The 20,987-nt window shown below is 60.8% G+C and carries 16 protein-coding genes, 2 pseudogenes and 1 riboswitch; of the genes and pseudogenes, 6 read left to right on the top strand and 12 right to left on the bottom strand.

Annotated elements, in window-relative coordinates; all coding sequences use genetic code 11:
* Positions 1-2: 2 nt before the first annotated feature.
* From J5M71_RS22435 to J5M71_RS22410, 6 genes are all read right to left on the bottom strand, one after another.
* A complete protein-coding gene (locus J5M71_RS22435; RefSeq protein WP_207837174.1) occupies positions 3-2,873 on the bottom strand; it encodes an aminotransferase class III-fold pyridoxal phosphate-dependent enzyme in 2,871 nt (956 codons plus the stop codon).
* Positions 2,874-2,911: 38 nt separating this feature from the next.
* On the bottom strand, positions 2,912-4,123 hold the full coding sequence (locus J5M71_RS22430) for a beta-ketoacyl synthase N-terminal-like domain-containing protein (RefSeq protein ID WP_207837167.1): 1,212 nt from the start codon (positions 4,121-4,123) through the stop codon (positions 2,912-2,914).
* Positions 4,120-5,418 (bottom strand): beta-ketoacyl-[acyl-carrier-protein] synthase family protein, encoded by a 1,299-nt coding sequence (locus J5M71_RS22425; RefSeq protein WP_207837164.1) that lies wholly within the window; start codon positions 5,416-5,418, stop codon positions 4,120-4,122. The genes J5M71_RS22430 and J5M71_RS22425 overlap by 4 nt, the downstream gene beginning before the upstream one ends.
* Entirely contained in the window at positions 5,415-6,329 is a 915-nt protein-coding gene (locus J5M71_RS22420; protein WP_233687513.1) for a beta-ketoacyl synthase, read from the bottom strand. The genes J5M71_RS22425 and J5M71_RS22420 overlap by 4 nt, the downstream gene beginning before the upstream one ends.
* A 169-nt stretch (positions 6,330-6,498) precedes the next feature.
* Positions 6,499-7,773, bottom strand: a complete 1,275-nt coding sequence (locus J5M71_RS22415; RefSeq protein ID WP_207837160.1) for a beta-ketoacyl-[acyl-carrier-protein] synthase family protein — start codon at positions 7,771-7,773, stop codon at positions 6,499-6,501.
* 11 nt (positions 7,774-7,784) lie between these two features.
* Entirely contained in the window at positions 7,785-8,354 is a 570-nt protein-coding gene (locus J5M71_RS22410) for an acyl carrier protein (RefSeq protein ID WP_207837158.1), read from the bottom strand.
* A 458-nt stretch (positions 8,355-8,812) separates the two neighbouring features.
* A riboswitch (Fluoride riboswitch) is annotated at positions 8,813-8,885 on the bottom strand.
* Between the two features lie 426 nt (positions 8,886-9,311).
* On the opposite strand from J5M71_RS22410, the gene J5M71_RS22405 reads away from it, so the two are divergent.
* Positions 9,312-10,730: a DUF2252 domain-containing protein gene (locus tag J5M71_RS22405; RefSeq protein ID WP_207837155.1), complete on the top strand. Its 1,419-nt coding sequence runs from the start codon at positions 9,312-9,314 to the stop codon at positions 10,728-10,730.
* 58 nt (positions 10,731-10,788) lie between these two features.
* Complete coding sequence (locus tag J5M71_RS22400; protein ID WP_243434308.1) at positions 10,789-11,898, top strand: hypothetical protein; 1,110 nt, start codon at positions 10,789-10,791, stop codon at positions 11,896-11,898.
* Here J5M71_RS22400 and J5M71_RS22395 read toward each other — a convergent pair.
* The 3 genes from J5M71_RS22395 to J5M71_RS22385 are packed head-to-tail and all read right to left on the bottom strand — an operon-like array spanning position 11,895 to position 15,385.
* A complete protein-coding gene (locus J5M71_RS22395; RefSeq protein ID WP_207837152.1) occupies positions 11,895-12,809 on the bottom strand; it encodes a transporter substrate-binding domain-containing protein in 915 nt (304 codons plus the stop codon). The two genes, J5M71_RS22400 and J5M71_RS22395, sit on opposite strands and share 4 nt — an antisense overlap.
* Positions 12,806-14,137 (bottom strand): putrescine-ornithine antiporter, encoded by a 1,332-nt coding sequence (potE, locus tag J5M71_RS22390; RefSeq protein WP_207837151.1) that lies wholly within the window; start codon positions 14,135-14,137, stop codon positions 12,806-12,808. The genes J5M71_RS22395 and potE overlap by 4 nt, the downstream gene beginning before the upstream one ends.
* A gap of 54 nt (positions 14,138-14,191) precedes the next feature.
* Positions 14,192-15,385: a cation:proton antiporter gene (locus J5M71_RS22385; RefSeq protein WP_207837142.1), complete on the bottom strand. Its 1,194-nt coding sequence runs from the start codon at positions 15,383-15,385 to the stop codon at positions 14,192-14,194.
* Positions 15,386-15,692: 307 nt separating this feature from the next.
* Here J5M71_RS22385 and J5M71_RS22380 point away from each other — a divergent pair, with 307 nt between their 5' ends.
* A complete protein-coding gene (locus J5M71_RS22380) occupies positions 15,693-16,268 on the top strand; it encodes a phosphoribosyltransferase family protein (RefSeq protein ID WP_207837216.1) in 576 nt (191 codons plus the stop codon).
* Position 16,269: 1 nt separating this feature from the next.
* On the opposite strand, the gene J5M71_RS22375 is transcribed toward J5M71_RS22380, so the two are convergent.
* Positions 16,270-17,166 carry a universal stress protein gene (locus tag J5M71_RS22375; protein ID WP_207837127.1) on the bottom strand — a complete coding sequence of 299 codons (897 nt, stop codon included), beginning with the start codon at positions 17,164-17,166 and terminating at the stop codon, positions 16,270-16,272.
* Between the two features lie 69 nt (positions 17,167-17,235).
* Here J5M71_RS22375 and J5M71_RS22370 point away from each other — a divergent pair, with 69 nt between their 5' ends.
* Positions 17,236-18,225: a universal stress protein gene (locus J5M71_RS22370; RefSeq protein ID WP_207837124.1), complete on the top strand. Its 990-nt coding sequence runs from the start codon at positions 17,236-17,238 to the stop codon at positions 18,223-18,225.
* A 55-nt stretch (positions 18,226-18,280) separates the two neighbouring features.
* On the opposite strand, the gene J5M71_RS22365 is transcribed toward J5M71_RS22370, so the two are convergent.
* Positions 18,281-18,772 carry a BCAM0308 family protein gene (locus J5M71_RS22365; RefSeq protein WP_207837118.1) on the bottom strand — a complete coding sequence of 164 codons (492 nt, stop codon included), beginning with the start codon at positions 18,770-18,772 and terminating at the stop codon, positions 18,281-18,283.
* A gap of 154 nt (positions 18,773-18,926) precedes the next feature.
* On the opposite strand from J5M71_RS22365, the gene prs reads away from it, so the two are divergent.
* A complete protein-coding gene (prs, locus tag J5M71_RS22360; RefSeq protein ID WP_207837116.1) occupies positions 18,927-19,886 on the top strand; it encodes a ribose-phosphate diphosphokinase in 960 nt (319 codons plus the stop codon).
* 15 nt (positions 19,887-19,901) lie between these two features.
* Here prs and J5M71_RS22355 read toward each other — a convergent pair.
* Positions 19,902-20,555 (bottom strand): annotated as a pseudogene (locus J5M71_RS22355) (universal stress protein).
* Positions 20,556-20,844: 289 nt separating this feature from the next.
* On the opposite strand from J5M71_RS22355, the pseudogene J5M71_RS22350 reads away from it, so the two are divergent.
* Positions 20,845-20,986: pseudogene (locus tag J5M71_RS22350) on the top strand (two pore domain potassium channel family protein); the annotation flags it as partial.
* Position 20,987 lies beyond the last annotated feature (1 nt).

The raw sequence follows: 20,987 nt of genomic DNA, 5'->3' as shown, positions 1-20,987 counted from the left end.
CCTTAAAGTGAGTTTTGAGTTTTGAATTGCGCGAGGGTGAAGCCGTGGATCGCGGCCAGTGCGCGGACCTGCTGAACTTGCTCACGGCTGATATCGCCGTATGAGCCGTGCTGGCTCATGCCAGACAAGCCCATCAACACCGACTCGGCCATGCACGCATACAGCTGACCTTTTTTCAGGTAGGCCCGCACGTTGGGCGCCAGGCCGTCGTCGAACGGCGTCTGGACGATGCCGCCGTGCATGTAGAGCAGGTCTTCGCGTTGGCTCGGCAGGTCTTGATGGACGTTCAGCGGCACGGCGATATCGCAGATCACGCTGCGCTCGGCGAAATGTTCGGTGCCGAGGAATGGCTGAGGCGCATTGGCCGCACACAGGACAACCCGTGCGCCCTTGAGGGCGTCGAGATCGTTGGTGACCGTGATGAAAGCGTTCGCGCCAAGGCGCTCATCCACCAGACGGGCGATGTGCAAACCGAGGTCGGCTTTTTGCCCATGTGAGCGCAACAAGTCACAAAAACCATCAAGGGTCAGCAGTCGCTGCGCCAACCGGTCGTGTTCGGCCGTGCCCTTGAGGATCGAACGGGCCGCGTCGGCGTAAATCAGTTGGGCAGTTTTCTCCAGGCGCCGAACCGAGCCGTCACGACCGCTGCCAATCAGAATCAGGTGATCGACGGTGGCGGACAGCACCGAGGCATAGGTCGAGGCAACGTTACCGGCGGCACCGACAACGGCAGCGGTTTGCTCGCGCAGTGCCAGACCCTGCTGTACGCAGCCTTGCTCGATGGCTTCGAGCCCCATGCCGATGGTCAGGGCATTGCCGGACGTCAGCGCCATGTCGGCAATCTTCAGCGCCTGACAATTGTTGGTGACGATCGAGGTGTACATCCCAAGGCCAGCGATGCTGCAGCCATCGGCGCGGGCATCGGTGACGCGTCTGCCGACTTCTTCGCGAATGCTGTCCAGGTCACCGCTGAGGATGTACTCGGCCATGGCATCCGAATCCATGCACAGCGGGTACAACGTGAACTCCACCGCCATGCCGAGGCGCGACCGAATGGTCACCGGGCCGACTGGCGCAGCGCGGCGCTCAGGCTTGGTGCGGTTGATGAACGTGCGTTTTTGTTCCGGGCTCAGGGCTGCCAGCGAGGGATCGACGTCACCGAGGATATCGGCATCGATCAGGTGGTTGATGAACGCTACCCGAGCGACTACTTCGACCTTGGCCTCGTTGTTTTCAACGGGCTCGGCCACCCGAAAATCGTCCTGACGGGCTGGCACGGCGGGAATCGAGTCTGCGCAGATACCCGCCGCCAACGGCAACGCATCGCCACGGCGCAGCATGTCGCAGACCCGTTGCAGGGCACCGATCAGCCCGTCGATCTCGCTCAGGGTGATACAGGCTGGCGGCTCCAGGCGAATCACGTTGGAGTTGCTGCCCGACGGTGCTACCCGCAACGCTTCGAACTGCAACAGGTAACCGGCGATCAAGTAACCCAAGGCATCGTTGTACTGGGCCGACGCCTGTACCAGCGAGCTGCTGACACTCAAGTCGTGCAATTCCAAACCCACCAGCAAGCCACGCCCGCGCACATCGGCGATCACATCCGGATAGGCCATCTTCAGTTCATCGAGCGAGGCTTTGAGGTAGGCGCCCTTGCTGCGTATGTCTTTGAGCATCGCGTCATCATTGGCGAACAACCGGCGCAATGCCGACAGCGCGATATGGCAGGACGGATCGTCCTCGGCGAAGGTCGAGCTGTGGATGTAGCTGAACTCGCCTTCGTAGTGGCTGCTGCGGATCACCGTCGCGGCGATTTTCATCAAGCCGCCGCCGAGGGCCTTGGACAGGCAGTAATAGTCGCCTTGCAGGTTGAACTGGCTGCTGGCAAGAAACGTCCCGGCGCGACCAAAACCCGACTGCACTTCATCGACGATCAGCGGGCATTGTTGCTCGTTACACAGCTTGCGCAGCCCCAGGTAGAACTCGGCCGCGAACTCGTTGATGCCGCCTTCGCCCTGAATCGGTTCCATCAACACGGCGGTAATCGCACTGAACGGCAGTTGCAGCACGTTCAGGTGTTCGCCGTCCCATTGCAGGCTCAACCAATGGTGCCTGTGCCGGGCAGGCAATTCCTGCAACTGATGGGGCTGCTGTGGGTCGATGAACTCCACGTTCAGACCAAAACGGGCAAACGGCGCGCGGTACTGACGGCCATAGGTCAGTTGCACGGTATTGACCAATTTGCCGTGGAAGCTGCCGCGCAGGGCGACGAATACCGGTTCGATGTGCAACTGCGCCAGGTTGTGCTGGCGAACGGCTTCAACCAGCTGACGCAAGGTCACGCTGTTCAGGTTGGCCGGCAGGACACCTGCAGGCAGGTCGAGGTCGGCCACATCCAGCTCGCGGTAAGCGCGTTCGCTGGCGGTCAGGCTGGCCAGGGTGAAATCGATGTCGTCGAACTGCTTTTGCAGGCTTTTCTGGCGACGGAACTCCGCGTGCTTGACGGCGATTTCCACCGCCTCCGCGCCACTGTTGGAGAAGGTCGAAATATAACGTTCGGTGTTCTTCAGTTCGCGATTGAAGGCGTCGCTGAGCTCTCGCCCCAATTGCCCGGCCGCGCCGCGGATCGACATTTGTGCGTTGAACGGCACGTCGCTGCGTAGCAGCGCACATAGCTGATCGACAAACTGTGGGTCGTTGTGGCCGAACAGTGCCGCACCGTAACCGCCGAGAAAGTCGGTGACCGTGACCATGTCGCCCTTGCGGTTGCGGTAGAACAACTGGCTACCGAGGGCGCGCTGAAACTCACACTCCAGGCCCAGTGCCTGGAGCAGGCCGACGAATTTGGGCCGAACGAAATCGCGATAATCCATGACAGTCATATCCCTTGAAAGTAAAAAAGAGGCGGTAGTCAGCGGCAGTCCTGAGTGACCTTTGCGCTGTAGAGCACTTGATAGGCGGCGCTGAAGCCGTTGTCGTCGCGGTTCAGCACCAGGCAATGCGCAAGGTTCGCGGCGTGGGGTGCGCCCTGAATAAACGGCAGGTTTGCCACTGGCTGCTGCAAACCGGCAATCGGCGGCACGCTTTGGGCCTGCAATGCGCAACGCGCAAGTATCAGATCCACCAGGCTCGGCGCCGCGCTGAGAATGCCGTTGATCGCCAACCCGCTGGTGATGTGCGAGGCGCGCGCAAGGGCCAGCGTCTGGCACAACACGCGGTCTTTGTGCGCATCGCCGGTGCCGCTGCACACCAACACATCGGTTGGGCTGTCGGGCAGGCTCAAGCGACCGAGGGTGGCATGGGCCGTCATCTCGGCGAGGCACGCCTGAGGACCGGCCGGCAGGTCTTCGCGCCGGCGCAACACCAATGCTGCCGCGCCCTCCCCGGCAATGCCGCCGGTGCCCCGAAGGTCAAACGGCAGCAGAGTGTTCGAGCCGTTGGCGCTGATGACACCCGCCTGGACCAACCCGGACAGCGCCAGGGCATCCAGCTCGCTGCCCGCACCGACAACGATTGCCGCGTCAATCCGGCCATCCTGCAAAGCGGCCGTAGCCTCACGCAAGGCTGCCAGGTTGCCGGCGACACCTTGCATATAGGCGTTGCACTCACCCACCAGTTTCAGCGCCAGGCTGGTGACACCCAGCAAGCAGTTGCTCAAGCCTTTGAGCACCAGAAAAGGGTCCTGGGCACGGTCTTGCAGGATCCGTTTGGCGAACGCCGCCATGTCGGCCACGCCGTCCTGCCGACAGCCGAGCAACAACTCGGCATAGGATTCCAGAGACGGATGGGTGTAGCCGCCCTGACAGCAATACAAACCGAAACGGACATCCGGCTGCTCACCGGCCAGGCCTGCTTCTTCCAACGCCTGACGTACCGCGCTGACACCCCAGATCACTGCCGGCGTGCAGTAACGCTGAAGGTTTTGCGCAAGGTCCTGTCGGCTGCGTTGGTGGTCCTGATCCTGAATTTGCCCGAACGCCACCACGCGTTCGCTGCTGAACCGTCGGGCGTTCAGCGCCGTAATTGCACTGCGCCCTTCGGTTGCGGCCGCCCAGAAAGACTCGACACCCCAGCCACTGGGCAACACGCAACCCGCACCGGCAATCGCGACCGCCTGTTTCATCGCGGCGCCTCCCGGTACTTGCCCAGCGCCAGCGAAGTGTTGAGGCCGCCGAAACCGAAGGAGTTGCTCAGGGCAACGTCGACCCTGCGCTTGACCGCTTGATGGGCGCAGTAGTCGAGGTCGCATTGTTCGTCGGCATCATGCAGGTTCAGGGTCGGCGTGACCCGATCATCCCGGCAGGCCAGGGCCGTGAGCATGAACTCCGGTGCTCCGGCGGCCGCAATCAGGTGGCCGAACTGGGATTTGTTGGCCGTCACCAGCAACCGCCGATAATGTTCGCGCTCGGCGAACAGGGTCTTGATCGCCAGGGTTTCGGCGGCATCGTTGAGGGGTGTCGACGTACCGTGGGCATTGATCAGATCGACCTGTTGCGGCGCCAGCCCGGCATCCGTCAGGGCCGCCTGCATCGCCAGCACCGCTCCCCGGCCCTGCGGGTCGGGTGCGGTGATTTTGTAGGCATCCAGGCTGCTGCCGAAACCCAGCACTTCGGCGTACGGCGTTGCCCCTCGGGCGAGCGCCCGTTCGAGGGTTTCGAGCACTACAAAACCACCGCCTTCACCCGCAATCAAGCCACTGCGATGGCGGTCGAACGGCCGACACAGTTCGGTACCCCAACGCTGTTCGCTGCTGGCGGCGCCGAGCAGATACAGCGCGGTCATGGTGTCCAGGCTCAGCACCGAATCGGCGCCCCCGGCAATGGCCACCTCGACCTCGCCGCGACGGATCATCTGGAATGCATTGCCGATGGCCTGGGACGCTCCCGCGCAGGCGCTGCTGATATTGATCACCGGGCCTTCACTGCCGACGCCATCGGCAATCACCCGCGCAAGACGGTCGTTGCTCTGACACAGTGAACTGTCAGGATCGACCTGCGCCTGTCGCGCCATCAATTGAGCCCAGGACGGCGCCTGCGCCGGGTTATCCGCCAGGCTGAGCAGCATGTCCTGCAAACGATGAGCAGGTGCGCCGGACGCTGACAATACCGCCGCGCCACGCAACTGTTCGGGGCTCAGGCCACTGTCGGCAATGGCTTGGGTGGCCGCGACCCAACCAAAGCGGGTGCGTTTTTCCAGCGACAACCCCCAGGCCGGATGGTCTTTCAAGTGTGCCGGCATCAAGCTCATGTCCACGGGCGCTGCGTAACGCACGGGGAACGCACCCGCCTCGACACCTTCCGGTTGCCATGGCCGAATGCAATGCTCGCCGGCCAACATTTTTTGCCACATGGACTGCCACTCGAAACCGAAGCCGGTGACGGCGCCCATGCCCGTGATCACGACCCGTGTGGGGCTCATGGGTAACTCTCCATTGTCTCTGTGTCCGACGACATTCTGGCCAGCAGCACCGCGCCCCAATGCCCGCCTCGGCTATGTTCGAGCAACAGCGTGTAACGGCTGCAATCCAGTGCCCAGGTCACAGCGATTTCGCTGAGCAAGGCGCTGGCGCCCAAGTCACCTACCAACGCCTTGGAGTGTTCGAGGGTGTGCCCCGATCGGGCAAACAACGCGGCAATCTGCGGATCCTGTGCATCGGCGACGACTTGCCCGACATCGCTGAGGCACAGTTCTTCGTTGCTCAAAGCACGCTCAATGACGTCGCGACCAACCGCCAGTCCACGCTCGGGTTGCGCGCTGTAACCACGGGCAAACCCGGCAATTCGCAACGCAGACTGAGCACCACTGCCCGGGTTGGTCGTCAGCAACAGTGCCGCAGCACCTTCGCCGAAAACCCACGGGCCGGGGTTCACAGGTGGGTGAGTAGCGTCACGCAGGTACAACGCCGGGGTGATGTTCGGACTGCTACTGACGACGACGGCAGCATCGGCACGGCCTTCGCTCAGATGGGCGGCGGCCTCCATCAAAGCATCCAGCCCCGCATTGCCCTGGGAGCAAAAACCGCCCATGGGTCCCTTGCAACGCAAGGCCTCAGCGGCGTGGGCCATGACGCTGCTGTTGAGCATCATCAGCGCATGCAGCGGCGGTGTGTGGGCAAAGAATTGCGCCAACAGATCCGCCGGTTGTGCGCCAATGGCCTGCACTGCATCCCAGCACGAGCTGGGGCCATCCACTTCCGGAATGGCAGCGATCAATGCGATCCGCTCGTCGGGCAGTTCCAGCCCACGCAAGGTCTCGGCGAGACGGCCGGCGCAATACAGCAGGCGCGCGCCCTGAGGCTCGAGGCTGCGGGACAGCTTGCGGTCGTACACACCGGCCGGCAAGGCGGGCGCTGCGACACAATGGGCCAGGCGTGCCGGGTCGAAATCCAGCGGTTGCGCGGCCGGAGGTTGACTGTCACGGGACGCACATTCAGTACCGGCGGCGTTGAGTACCGACGCAGCGGTGATATAAACAGCGGTTGAATTGGATCTGATCATGTCATGCCCTGCCCAGCACCAACGAACTGTTCACGCCACCAAACCCGAAGGAGTTGGAGAGCACGACATTGATCGGTTGCTGCAACGGTTCGCAAAGGAATTTCAACTCTGGAAATTCGGATTTTTCCGACTGGAAATTGAGGGTCGGCAAGGCCACGCCCAACTGAATGCTCATCAACGACAGCACCGCCTCAATGGCACCACTGCCGGCCAACGAATGCCCTACGGCAGATTTGTTGGCGGTGAACGTCATCTGCTCCAGGGTTTCGCCGAAGACCTGCGCCAGGCCCAGGGCCTCGCAACGGTCATTGGCCTGTGTCGACGTACCGTGAACATTCACATGGTCCACAGCCGCACTGGTCAGTTCGGCATCGGCCAGGGCCGCCGTCATGCAGGCGGCATACTTGCTGCCGTCGCGGCTGCTGGAGGTGATCTTCTCTGCCTCGCACAGATTCGCGTAACCCAGCACCCGGCCCAGCGAACAGGCCTGACGACGCTCGGCATGCTCGCGGGATTCCAGCACCAACAGCGCCGCCCCTTCACTCAGCACAAAACCGCAACGGTCCGGCATGAACGGCCGGCTCTGTTCTTGTGGGGAAAAGTCCACTCGCTGGCAGAGTGCGCCCAGCCCATCAAAGCTGTAGTAGGACAATTCATGGGCCATCAACTCCACCGCGCCACACAACGCCAGGTCGATCTCGCCACGGGCGATCGCTCGATAGGCGCTGCCGATGGCCATGGTGCCGGCGGCACAGGCATCGGAATGTGTGGAGATATGGTCACGTACACCCAGCCATTCGGCGAGATGGCGGGTTTGCTGATCAACCCGCCGGGCAAACGCCCCACCGCTGAGGGTGTGGTTATCCAGGTACTGGTCGAGATCGACCCGCCCCTGATCGTCCATGTAACGGCTGGCGTCCCGCAAATCACCGCTCGCGCAATATTTGTTGGCCCCAACGAAAATGCCGCTGGCGACTCGGGCAAATGCACCATCGGCCAACCCGGCATGGGCCAGCGCCTGACGGGCCACGTAATGCGAGAGCCATTCCTGGCGGGAGGTGGTCTGCAGATCGCCCGGAAAGGCCGCCGCGATGACCTGCCATTGTTGCTCATCGATAAATCCGGCCGCCGGGTTCGCAAACCCCAGTTCGACAAACGCCGGGTGCTGGCGAATGCAGGAACGGTTTTCGCAGATCGTCGTGAACAGCGAGGCCGCATCCAGTGCCGTGGGAGCCACCAGGCCATAGCCGGTGACCAGAACCTCTCTGGCCTGCATCAAGGCAACCCCTACGCCGAAGCCTTCAACTGGGTGGCCGCGTACTGCTCAACCAACAGACGCGAGATCGAGTCACCGTCCAGAGGGGTCAGGCGAGCACTGCAACCGCCACACACCACTTGTTTGCGTTCATTGAGTAGGGCATGAACCGCGCCACACTCCGGGCAGGTCTCGGGGAGGTAGTTGAAAACGTTATGGCACTGCTGCGCCCAGTTACGCACGGTGGTGGCCGAGAAGACATCGCCCGGCTGCATGCCCGCGTGCAACTGGCCCGGCGCATAAGCGCTGAGGCTGTGCTCCAGCAAGGCCACGCCGTCCTGCGTGATTCGGCCATTTTCGACAAACCGGCTGGCGTCGCCGAACACCGCTACCGCGTGATCCAGCACGCTGGTTTTCGGCAAGGTGCAACCGTACTGACGGCCCAGCTGGAAGCTCAGGTCGACGATGTCCAGCGAGTCGGCGCCGAGGTCGTCAACGATACTGCTGTGCTCTGCCACGTCGCCCCTATCCAACACCAGCAACTGCGCAAGAATCTCCTGTGTACTGCTGATAACGCTGTCCAATTCCAACGGATTGTTCATTGATTGCTTCCCTACAAAAGCCGCATTGAATGAATAAAGTCATCGGGCCAAAAAAGCTGTTTTCAGGCCAGGTCTATCGAGGGCCGGGAGTCTAAAGTCTCCCCCTAAGGGGAGAGTCAACGTGCCATCGTTCAGTAGGTTATTGCCGCGTTCACTGGCTTGCCGAACAGGTGATACCCCCCCACCGCAAAGCCGGCCAGAGGCAACAGCCAGATGGCCCAGCGGTGGGTTGCACGCCATAGGGTCGCGTGATCGAGGGAGAGCAGAAACAGCGCGGATGCCGATCCCGCAAGAAGCGCTACGGCGCTGGCAAGCACCAGTCATTTCCCGATGTAGGGAAGCACGTCGAGTTGTTCAGGTTTTCTGAGTTTTGACATGGGGTCAGCCGCACAACGGGAAAGTGAGCCTGACCAAAAAGGGATTTTACCCGCGAACGCCTACAGCCCAGTCTGGATCAGGTGTCTGTAGGCATCATCAGCTGCTACGGGCGCAGCGGTTGGTAAGTGAAGGAATGCCATCTCCAGTGCCCGCTCATGGAAATCTCGCCCAGAGATATAAAATTTCGTTACAGCGAAGAGTGGTGGCATTCCAAAAATCGTGGGGGCGACAGAAACGTCGAGTCGCACCTCCCCCATGAATTTGAGTGTCTGCTTCTGTCCGCTAGCAGCCCTTGGAGAAGGTCTGATTTGGGTCGATAGCAGCCAATGCCAAACCCTATCAGGTCAAGACTCGCAGTGCTCCAGATTCAAAGACGGGGGTGATACAACGCTTGTTTTAATGCTGGGCCAGCACGGTTGAAATCCGAGTCTGAGTCAGCCCATCGCGTCTTTGGAATGAGTGAATTACTGCTACGCTTTTTAAAAGCTGTCCGGGAATATTCGACGCCGCATCAGTGATTCATCACAGACGAGTTCCGTTGTCGTTCGGGCCCAACCTTTGCTCATCCAAGGTGCCGACATGGCTGAGTTCAAGAAGCGTTCAACCAAACGGTTGTCCAGGGTAATAGACGACATCCGTGAAGATAAGAATTTTCACTCGTTCAAGGAGAGACTGGAGGCCGGCAAACGTCTACGAGATGTCGTGCCGCGGGCGGCTCATGCAACGTGGAAATCCAAGCCCAGGCAGCGTGATCCTGTCGGTTTGCTCGAACTGTCCAACCGTGACCGACATCCGGCACTGGTGCCTGTCCGTTACGGGCGAATGCTGCGCAGTCCATTCACTTTCTTGCGCGGTTCGGCCGGCCTGATGGCACGCGACCTCGCCACGCTGCCTTGCACCGGCGTACGCGTCCAAGCGTGCGGCGATTGCCACCTGCTCAATTTTGGCTTGTTCGCCACCCCCGAACGCAACCTGATCTTCGATATCAACGACTTCGACGAGACGCTTCCTGCACCTTGGGAATGGGACATCAAACGGTTGGCGGTCAGTTTTGCCGTCGCCGCCCAAGACAATCGGCTGAACGACAAGGAGGCAGGACAACTGGCCATGGCCTGCGTGCAGGCCTACCGCAAACGCATGCGTGAATTGTCGGAGATGAGTCCGCTTGACGTCTGGTACGACCGCTTGGATGCTCAAGCGATCATCGACATGGCACCCAGCATGAAATACCGCAAGGCGCGGCAAGAGTTGATAGCCAAGGCCAGAACGCGCATTGGGGACTACCTGTATCCCCAGATCAGTGATGAAGTGGGCGGTAGGCGGCGCTTGGTCGACCAGCCGCCAATCCTGTTCCATATCCATGAAGCCGGTTTTGCCAAGCGCGTTAAGCTGGCTCTTGAGGATTACCGCAGTTCATTGCTACCCGAGCGCAGATTTCTCTACGACCGTTATCGCCTCGAGGACTTTGCAGTGAAAGCCGTGGGCATCGGCAGCGTGGGCACGTTCTGCTTCGTCGGCTTGTTCTTTTCGGCCGAGAACCATCCGCTGCTGCTGCAATTCAAGGAAGCCTGCCCATCAGTGCTGGCGCCCTATGCCGGTAAGAGCGAATTCGCCAATCAAGGTCAGCGCGTGGTTACCGGCCAGCGCCTTTCGCAGTCCGCCAGCGACATTTTTCTGGGCTGGACCGAAAGCAGCAAGGGCCGGCAGTTTTTCGTCAGACAACTGCGCGATATGAAGATGTCATTGCCGGTAGAAGGTGCGTCTTTCGAGCAGATGAACATGTATGCGCAGGTGTGCGGCATGACATTGGCGCGGGCGCATGCCAAGTCAGGGGACGCAGCACTGATCAGCGGATATCTCGGCAAGTCGGACGCCTTCGATCAGGCCCTTGGCAAGTTTGCCCTGGCTTATGCCGAGCAAAATACCAGGGACTACGCGGCGCTGGTCAACGCCGAGAAAAAAGGCAGGATAAAAGCGTTTCGCGAGGAAGACGATTGAGCACTGCCATGGCCTATGCCCGGGAGTGCCCCAACTGCATTTGTCTGGATTCAAGAAGATGAATGAAAATCGTGTTTCCACAGCGTATTCGAGCTCCTGTCGTTTCAACAGAACCGTTCTAGTCGCGGCCACACTGATGCTGGTCGCCTGTTCCACGCTCGGCCCCTCTACTATCGAGCGCGATAGAAGCGACTACGCGACCGTCATAGCCACGACTTGGAAAGAACAGACCCTGTTGAACATCGTCAAGTTGCGCTACGCCGATGCCCCTGTTTATCTGGAGGTGTCATCGGTGATCAGTTCCACGGCCATCCAAAGTCAGGTGAACCTTTCCGCAAGTTGGTTCAGCGGTTCACCAGCCGAGGGTAATAGCCAGACATTGGGCGCTTCCGGCCTCTATACGGATCGTCCTACCATCAGCTACACACCGCTATCCGGTGAACGCTTTTCCCGCTATCTGCTCACGCCACTTTCGCCAGCGGCGATATTCTCGCTTGTTCAGGCGGGCTATCCGGTCGATCGCGTGCTGCACCTGACCACGCGTGCCGCAAACGGCTTGTACAACAGGTCTACCTCCCCGTCTCGGTTACGTTCAGCAGACCCTGAGTTCTATGCGGTGCTAGATGCACTTCGGCGGATTCAGCGTTCGGAAAAGCTGGGTATGCGGATCAGTCAACGTGCGGGGGCTGACAGTGAGTTGCTGCTGATCGCCGACACCAAATCGGAGATCGTCGAAAATGATCGCCGGTTGGTACGTCAGTCGCTACACCTTCGACCCGATGCGGAGGTACTGCACCTTACTTTCGGCTCGGTGCAGCGGGACGATGCCGAAGTGGCCTTGCTGACGCGCTCGATGTCGGAGATCTTCTCGGAAATCGCCGCCACCATCGACGCCCCCCCCATCCATGTGCAAGAAGGGCGGGCAAACCCCGCGCCCGCCCTTCCTGTGATTTCCAGCGAGTGGGACGCGCCACTGGTGCGTATCCTCTCAAGCGAGCATAAGCCAGACAATGCCTATGCGGCCGTGCGCTATCGCGATCACTGGTTCTGGATAGATGATCGCGACCTGAAGTCCAAGTCCGAGTTTCTGTTCATCCTCGTGCTCTTGTCCCTTGCCGAAACCGGCGTCGCGCCGGAGACACCAGTCATCACTATCCCCGCCAACTAGTCTGGCAGCGGATACAGGCTTTGCAGCAAGCGGTCCTGTGCGGACTGTGGACCTAGGTAGCGAACGAACAGCGCCTCACCTTGCGGCCCCGAAAGGGCCTGACTCAAGGCGGTATCCACCAACAAGCGAAAATCTACATCTCCCCTTGGCATCGACAACGCCACCCGGCTCATGACGAACAGGTGATCCGGAACCCACAGCTGGTCGCGTTCGGATTGCCGGGCCTGGTAGGCCAGCAGGACCACCCTGTCTCCGAGGAACGCGTCGACCTTGCGTTCGGCCACCCGTTGCACACCCTCCTCGTACGTCGAAACTTCCTCGAGCGTGGATTGCAAGCCAAGCTGGCGAATCCGCTCATGGGCCCAGCGGCTGCTCAAGGTGCCACGCAATACGGCGAAACTGTGCTTGCTCAGCCCTGCATTGATCGTCGCGCGCCAGCGCGGTCCGGAATTGTCCGTGCTACCGCTGAGGGGGCTGAGCAGGCTGGCAGGTGCATCGCGCTTGACCAAAGCCGCGAGGCCGGAGGTAAACACCGGAATGGAAAAATCCAACGTGCCTCGTCTGGTTTTGGTTTCCACCATCGGTGTACACAGCAAGTCGACCTGCCCGTTATCCACGGCCCGAACAGCCTCTGGCTCTGCCAGTGAGTGCCAGCGCACCTGCAAGCCAGCGAGCCCTGGCAATTCCCGAATACGTGCGACGACTGCTTGGCAAAGGTCGATGGAATACCCCTCCGGAGCCTGTTCGCTGCCTGATGAGAAGGGTGCGAACCCCTCCATGAATCCGAGGTTGAGCACCTGCCCTTGACGTAACCGGCCCAACGTGTCGGGAGCGGCGAAGGAGCTGTCCGCTGACGCGCACAACAGCAAACTGACAAGACACCAACCGGTCACTTTCGATCCACGCTTCATGGCGCACCTCCGATCATGTCCAGCGCCTTGACGAAACGTTTGGCAATGAAGCCGAACAGCAGGTAACCCAGCGCCATGATCAATGCCGCACCGAATACGGCCTCCAGGCCCGAGGCGTAAAGTGCGTAGAAGCAATAGCAAACCGCGACCATCATGATTGCGCTGTTACGGCGAAAAATGGCTGCCTGTACCTGGGCCTTGTACATGATCACCAACAGCCCAGTCAGCGAGGTGATGTAGGGAATGATGTTGGTCACGGCAGCCAGGTTTACCAGTTTGCTGAACTGGGCGCTGGCATTGGGCGAGAGCGTCGACAGGGCAATCAGGCTCTGCAGCACCGCGCAGGTCAGCATGCCCGCCAGTGGCACGCCGCGGGCTGTAGTGCGTGTAAACAGCGTTGGGAAAAGCCCCTGCCCGGCGGTGACCCTGGCGGTTTCAGCCAAGGTGAACTGCCATCCGAGCAACGAACCGACGCAAGCGATCACCGCCAATGCCATGATCACGCTGCCGACGGAGTCGTTGAACATCTGCGCATAGACCATGGCGAAGGGCGCGCTGGCGTTGGCAAGCTCCGGATTAGGCACGATGCCCTGGATGACACTGGTCGAGAGGATGTAGATCACGGCCGCGCCAAGGGTGCCGAGCAAGCACGCCAGAGGAACATTGCGCTTCGGATTTTCCACCGCGTCGGAGTTCTGCGCAGCTGATTCCATACCCAGGAACGCCCATAAGGTCAGTGGAATGCTGTTGGTTATGGCCTGAGCCACCGGCATGTGACCTGGGTTCCAGGCGTCCTGGAAGGTTGCGAGGCTGAACCAGTACCAGCCAATCAAGCTCAAGCCAGCAACCGGGACGATGACACCCCACACGCTGACCGCGCCAATACGACCGGTAACCTCGGCTCCACCCAGGTTGGACAAGGTGGTAAACCAGATCAACGTCACCGCTCCTGCCAGTAGCGGCCCGCCGCCAGTGCCAAGCCAGGGAATGAAAGGCGTGAGATAGCCCACGGCGGAAATGGCGATGGCCACGTTGCCAATCATCAGTGACAAAAAGTAAAGGTAGGAGCACAGAAAGAAAGCAGACTTGCCATGGGCTTGTTCACTGTAGGCAGACATGCCACCCGATTGCGTGCAGTAGATGCCGCATTGGGCGAAACAGTAGGCGATAGCCATCGAGCCTATGGCCGTGATCACCCAGGACAATAGCGAGACAGCGCCGATCTGCGCCATGCTCGCCGGCAGCATGATGATGCCGGACCCCATCATGTTTACCGTGACCAGTGTCGTCAGTCCGACCAAGCCCATCTTCTTTGCTTTTTCACGCATGGCTGCAACCTCCGCGAAAGCCTGTCGAAGAACCGATCACTGGTGTGCAACACCTCACTTTCCTACGCTGCGTCCCAGCCGGCGGGACCCAATTGCAGCGCTTATGCCGTGCAATACCACGCTGAGCACGACGCAAGCGATAGTCGTGGCGATGATCGTGCTGCCCTCTTGCAACCGTGCATCGAGTACCAGCACAGCGAAAACGATAGACGCTAGACCACGCGGCCCGAACCAGCCAATGAACAGACGGCTATCGGCAGTCAGTTCGCTCCCGGCAAGGCTGACCCAGACAGGCACCATACGCACCAGCGACAGGCTCAACAGTGCGTAGAACCATACCGAGGGCGACAGGATTTGCGAGGCCTTGGGCGCAACGTAGGCACCGAACACCACCCAGGTCAGCAGCGAAAGCGCTTCACCGCAGGATTCGCCGGTCTTGAGCAGCAGTTGCGTTTCCCGGTTGAACAGGTACCCCGTAAGCAATCCTGCGCAGAATGCCGCGATAAAACCACTTCCGCCCATTGCCTGGGCACTGGCGAAACTTAGCAACGCCAGGGCGGGCATTACCAGTTGTTGCCATGACTCCACCTGCAGGCAGCTGCGTTGGGAAAGACGCAACAGCCCTCCCACCATCAGCGCTAGCACAGCCCCCGTCAGTGCGCCAATACCCAACTCCTCGAACAAGAAGTATCCCCCCAGGGCAAAGGGCATCGTCGAGCGGCTTTCCATCAACAATGCCAGCAACAAGAGCAGCACCGGAACGCAAATGCCATCGTTCAACCCGCTTTCGACATTCAGGCTTTCACGCACATTGGCTGGCACGAGGGGGTTGGTCACCACTGCCTTGCCAAGGGCGGCATCGGTCGGGGCCAGGATCGTCGACAACAGGGCCATTTCCAACCAGGGCATGCGTGGAAACATCAACCACGCAGCTAGCCAACCGGCGACCAGGGTCAGCGGCAAGCCAATCGTCAGCAGGCGCAGCGGCAGGCTCCGGTTGCGGCGTAATTGAGCCAGATCAGCCTGGGCAGCATCGCTGAACAACACGATCGCCAGGGTAAGCTCGGCCAGTAGCCGAAGATCATGCCGGTCCAGGGAAAGGTTCAGCAACCCGAGACCAGCCGGGCCGGCCACCAGGCCCGCCAGCAGGAACAACAGGGGCCCGTTGACGGGTCTGGATTCGAGCGCACCGGCCAGGTTGGCGTACAGCACCAGCAAGGCAGCCAGGACAGCCAGATTCTGATACATGACAACCCACCGTGATCGACACGACTGTATAAAAACGCTATCACTGCGTCCGTGGCGCGGCGAGCCCAAAGGTGGCAGAAGTTATCTTAGGTCAACAGTTGAGGTAATTAACCTGCAAGACCGCTGCGCATCGGGCGATGCCAGCCCCAATGCCCTCGACATCGACATCGACATCGACATCGACATCGACATCGACATCGACCGCGAGCATCGTCGTGGATTTGACCTGTGCTTGGCTTTTATCAAGTCGAACTGGCGGTGGCAGCGTAAGTTGCCAATAACCATTGGCCGGCTACGGACAAGAATCATGAACCGCCCCGCTCCCTCACGCTTTCGCCTGTATGACGAACAAGATCTCGATAGCGTGCTGCGTACAATGGCGTATCAGGCCCTGGCGCTGATGCCTGCGCAACCCTTGGTACTGGTGGGAATTCAACGCCGAGGTGAGCCTTTGGCGCGTCGCCTGCAACTGCACTTGCAACAACTGACCGGTGGTGCCGCGCCACTGCCGCTCTACCCGATCAAGGTCAAGCGCTACGCCGACGACCTCAGCCTCCTGCATGCCCATACGCAGCTCACCGAGAACCCCGAGCTGGCCAACCTGAATCTGGCCGACACCACCTTGCTGGTGGTCGATGACGTGCTGTACGAAGGGCACTCCCTGCTGCGCACCTGCGCTTACCTGGCTGAGCTTGGGGCGCGACGGGTACTCAGCGCGGTGCTCGTCGACCGTCACGCCTGCCGGCAACCCGTGCATGCACATATCGTGGGTATACACCTGCAAGTCGCCGAGCAGGACATCGTCGAATGTCATGTGCCGCCTTTCGAAGCGGATTTCAGCGTGGAAGTGATTCGCCACGGCCGAGCCGGCGATACCGCCTGAATCAACCCGCTGACGGGGGCCTGACTGTCAGAATGCTGCACGGGGCATGATTGACGAGCCGTTCGGTAGTATCGCCGATCAGCTTGGCCCAACGTCTGGGCTGCACCACGCCGACCACCACCACATCGATCTTCAGCGTGGGAACGAGAGACTGAATAACGCGCAGCGGCGCACCTTCGATAAAGTAGCGCTGCGCATAGGGAATGCCATTGATATCGGCCAGTTCATCGAATGGTAGCTGGAGTGACTCGCGCACCTGCTCCGCCCATGGCGCTGCAAGGTCGGGATTGGCCAGCATGGCCAACGGCAGATCGTAGACCGACAGCAGATGGACCTGGCCGTTGCATGGGCTCGCCAGTTGCCGACCTGCTTCCACCAGCGCATGGTTCAGCGCTTGCTGCGCAAGGTCCGTCTTGGCCACATCCACGGCCACCAGTATGTTCGCGGGCATGGGCATGGCCCTGGCCTCGGCAGGTACGAGCAGCAATGGCACCTGACTGGTATGCAGCAACACATGGTCAACCGAGGATTTGTCGTTCAGGCCAAGTACCGGACTGGCGGGGAGCCCCTTGATTACCAAGTCAGGCGCCAAGCGAGCAATACACGCCGGTACGAGGTCACGCGCCGTGGAGGTTTCTAGCGCTTCGAAGGTGGTGTGCAACCCTGCGGGCGCCTGCTCGTCGAGCAAAGCCTTGAGCCCGGCACTGAAGTGCGCGAACGCGGCTGAAGGTTGTGAAGCTTGCTGCCCTGGCTCGGGCAGGCCAGGTTCAGTGGGGGTGTGGATGCCCAGTACGTGCAAGAAGGCACCTGAGGCGTGAGCCAATGCCATGGCCCGATGCATCGCGGCATGGGCCTGGACCTTGGTCATGACCAGAAGAATCCGGCGGTACAGGCTCATCAACCACCTCCTGGCGCGAATATGGGGTGCCGCACCGCTGTCATTATCGAAGCTGCCGCTCAGCCAATCTTGATAAATATCAAGGCCATCAAGCCCCACTGCGTCACCCTTGGCCTGTACCGGTGGGCCTTCATCGAGGCTGCCATCGCCGTGGAGGCCATCATGAACGCTTACTCGCGACTGCTACTTATCTGCCATCCAGACCTGCACCCCTCGCCTGCCCTGACGCGTGCTCAGGCGCTGGCCAGTATGACAGGCGCCACCTTGCACCTGGTGGTGCTCAGTCAACTGCCCTCACGCCTGGCCACCCTGGACCAGGTGCTGCGCAGCAATGCCCGCAAGCAGGACGCCGAGCACCGCAAGGCCTGGCTCGCGGACCAGGTGAAGGCGCTGGGCGAACTGGGCATTACCGCCTACGCCGAGACACTGGACGATGAAGACCCGCTCAAGGACTTGATCCGGCTGGCCCAACTGCACCGGGTGGAGATGATGATCAAGGACATCAGGCACGAAACCGCCTTGAGCCGTGCCCTGCTCACCCCCTTGGACTGGCAACTGCTGCGCCGTTGCCCGATCCCGATGCACCTGGTGGCCCAGGCTGAAACCAGGCTGCCAGCGCGCATACTTGTCGCCGTGGATCTTGTCGAGCACGACCCGGTGATAGACAGGCTCAACGACCACATCCTGCAATCGGCACAGGCACTGGCACAGCGATGCAAGGCGCAACTGCATCTGCTGCAGGCCTATGAACCCAGCACCAGCTTCGTTGCCTATGCCGCCGCACCCGTGGCCTGGACTGACAAGCTGATAGAGGAAATATCTGGTCGCGCGCGCGAGCGCATGGCGACGTTCGGCGGCCGTTACGGCATCAAGGCAGATCATCTGCACCTGGTGCGAGGTGCTGCCCGTAACGTGGTCAGCGACTACGCGAACCAGCATGGCTTCGATGTGGTGGTGATGGGTACGCTCTACCACGAGGGGGTGAGCAAGGTCGTTGGCAGTACTACAGAGCAAACCCTGTACAAGGTTCACTCCAGCATTCTGGCTATCCACGGTTGAATGATCGCCCGCCTGGTTTCACCTCCTCCCTGGAGTGAAACCAGGCGACATGACCTCAGTCGCGATGCCAGTCGACACTCAGGTACACTTCGCTGTCGCTGTAGCGGTAGCTGCACGTACCGTCGTAGGCAGCCTCCAGCTCATGACCGATGCGGTTGGCCAGGTGGGTGCCAGTGGTGGTTGCCACCAGTTGGTCCTGCTGGCAATCGATGGCGATCAAGCGCTCCAGCACATGCGTCTGCCTTTCCTGCTGCTCCACGTTACGCATGAGCTGGCGAATCTCCTCTTCATGCGCCGCCAGAAAACGGCCCGACACCCGCACTTGTCCGGCAGCGGCATGGTCCTCGATCCGTCGACATGCCGGGCAGACGATCGACTCCATCGACCCAGGTCCAGTCGCCCCATGCGCGTGCCACTCTCCTCCGTGGTAGGCAGCGCCACATTGCGGACAACGCGCACTACCGCCAGAACGAAGTGGCGTAGCATAGGGATCGAACGGCTGTGACTTGAATAGTTTGTCCTTGTGGCTTTTCTGGTATTTGTCCATTGGCGTACTCTCCGTGCAGGGTATAGGGGCGCAGGCCGTGGCATGCTCTGACCTGCCCAGTGTCCGCCCGCTGGCTATGCTCGACTTGATAATCATCAAACCGCGCAGTGGCATACCGCTTATGTTGCTGTGAACGACCTCTGGAGCGCAGGGCATGAATGACACACCGCCGTTACTGTTCGCCTTGCAAGGCAGCCAGGCCTATGGGGATGCCGTGGCACAACGCTTGGGTTGGAAACTGTCTGAACATGAAGAGCGCGACTACGAAGACGGAGAACACAAGTGCTGGCCTGGCGAATCGGTCGACGGTCGAGCGGTCATCGTCTTTCACTCGCTCTATGGCGACGCGCACCACAGCGCACACGACAAGCTATGCCGGTTGCTGTTCTTCTGTGGTGCGCTCAAGGACGCCGGTGCAAGCCAGGTGACGGCAGTCACGCCTTACCTGTGTTATGGCCGCAAGGATCGCAAGGTAGAGTTTCAGGATGCGACCATCACCCGCCATGTGGCCTGCCTGATGGAAAGCTGCGGCGTCGACCGCGTGGTGGCGCTGGACGTACACAATCCCAGCGCCTTCGACAACGCCTACCGAATCCCAAGCTGGAACCTGCAATGCACCGCGCTATTCGCCCAACACCTGGCCCCGCTGCTCGGTGAACAGACGGTCACGGTCGTGTCGCCGGATATTGGCGGCATCAAACGCGCCGAGCAGTTTCGCCAGGTTCTGGCGGACCTACTGGGACGCCCGGTATCTGTGGCCATGATGGAAAAGCACCGCCAGCAGGCGGGCCTGAGCGGCGAACACCTGGTGGGTGACGTTGCAGGCAGCACTGTCATCGTGTTCGACGACCTGATCAGCACGGGACAGACACTGCTGCGTGCTGCCCAGGCCTGCCGGCAGGCCGGAGCCAGGCGCATGCTTGCCGCTGCCACCCATGGCCTGTTCACCACTGGTGGCGAGCTATTCGACAGCGGTGTGTTCGAACGGGTACTGGTGGCCGACAGCATCGCGCCCTTTCGCCTGCCCGTGCGATGCCTGCAGCAGCTGGATATCGTCGATACCAGCGCCCTGGTCGCCGAGTTGCTTACCAACGGCCGGGGCTGCGGCGCATGACCCCGACGCATGGCCCTACACCGCCAGGATATTGCAGGGTATCTGGTACAACACATGCTCCGTGGTGCTGCCGAACCGTCAGTCCAGCCCGCGGGCAAGCGGCCTGCCCATGACGATCACGTCCACCGGGTGGGTTTCAACATATTCACTCAGCACCGCGACCGGGCGGCCCAGCAGGGAGTGCCTGCGTTCGGCCGGCGCACCGTACGATCTGGCGAGGCAAGGCCGGTCTGTCGGCGCCCAACAGGAAGGCCGGGATCGGGCAATGGCGCAGCAACTGCCAGTCCAACGGGGTAAAGAAGGCCCGCTTGAGCACCGGATCGTGCTCGACCTGCTTGAGCAGTACATCCGGCTGCATCTCCAAGGCATGTTCGAGAATATCCGCCTGCAGATCGCTGCTCCAGGCGACTTCCGTCGTCACTTGCATACCCGAGGCTCTCAGCACCTGGGCCTGGGCCTCGAGCTGCGCTTGCTGGAATTGCAGGTAAGCCTGCCGCTCGCTCCGAGGGTCCCCTGGCTCCAGTAACCTGAGCTTGTCCAGCGACTCCAGCAAACCCACTATGTACAGGCTGGCCGAACTTGACCTGGCCAGGGCGGCAGCCTGTTCCAAGGCACAGGACTGGCGCAATGCCGGGCGCAGGACAGCAACAGGCGTTGATAGTGGCTCATGGTAGCCTCCAATGAACGGTTCGCCTGATCACTCAGGGATTGGGGGTTGCATCAAAGGTGCTGGCTTTTCCTGGATATCGGTCATGGTTGCCTCGGTCAGCAGCAGGATGCTGGCGACCGAAACAGCATTCTCGAGTGCGATGCTCACCACTTTGGTGGGGTCGATCTGGGCGCGAATATGCGCAACGCGGGTAGCCACCGCTTGCTGGGTGCCACTGCCACCAATCAACGCCGTGCTGTCCGTCAACACCACCGCATGGTGCACTTGGCCAAGCTGGGACAGCTGCAACTGATTCACGCCGAAGGCGGGGGCACGCTCAGTGGCAACTTCGACGGCAGCTTCCTGGCAAGCGTTGACAGGCCTGGTTATGATCACCTGGACCGCGTCGTTCCTGTTCCTCGAAATGCAGAAATACTGGAAAGCCAAATAGC

Origin of the sequence: Pseudomonas sp. 43(2021) (assembly GCF_017490805.1) — a bacterium.
Taxonomy (GTDB): domain Bacteria; phylum Pseudomonadota; class Gammaproteobacteria; order Pseudomonadales; family Pseudomonadaceae; genus Aquipseudomonas.
Note: the sequence above shows the minus strand (reverse complement) of the source record. Positions and strands in the feature narration are given on the sequence as shown.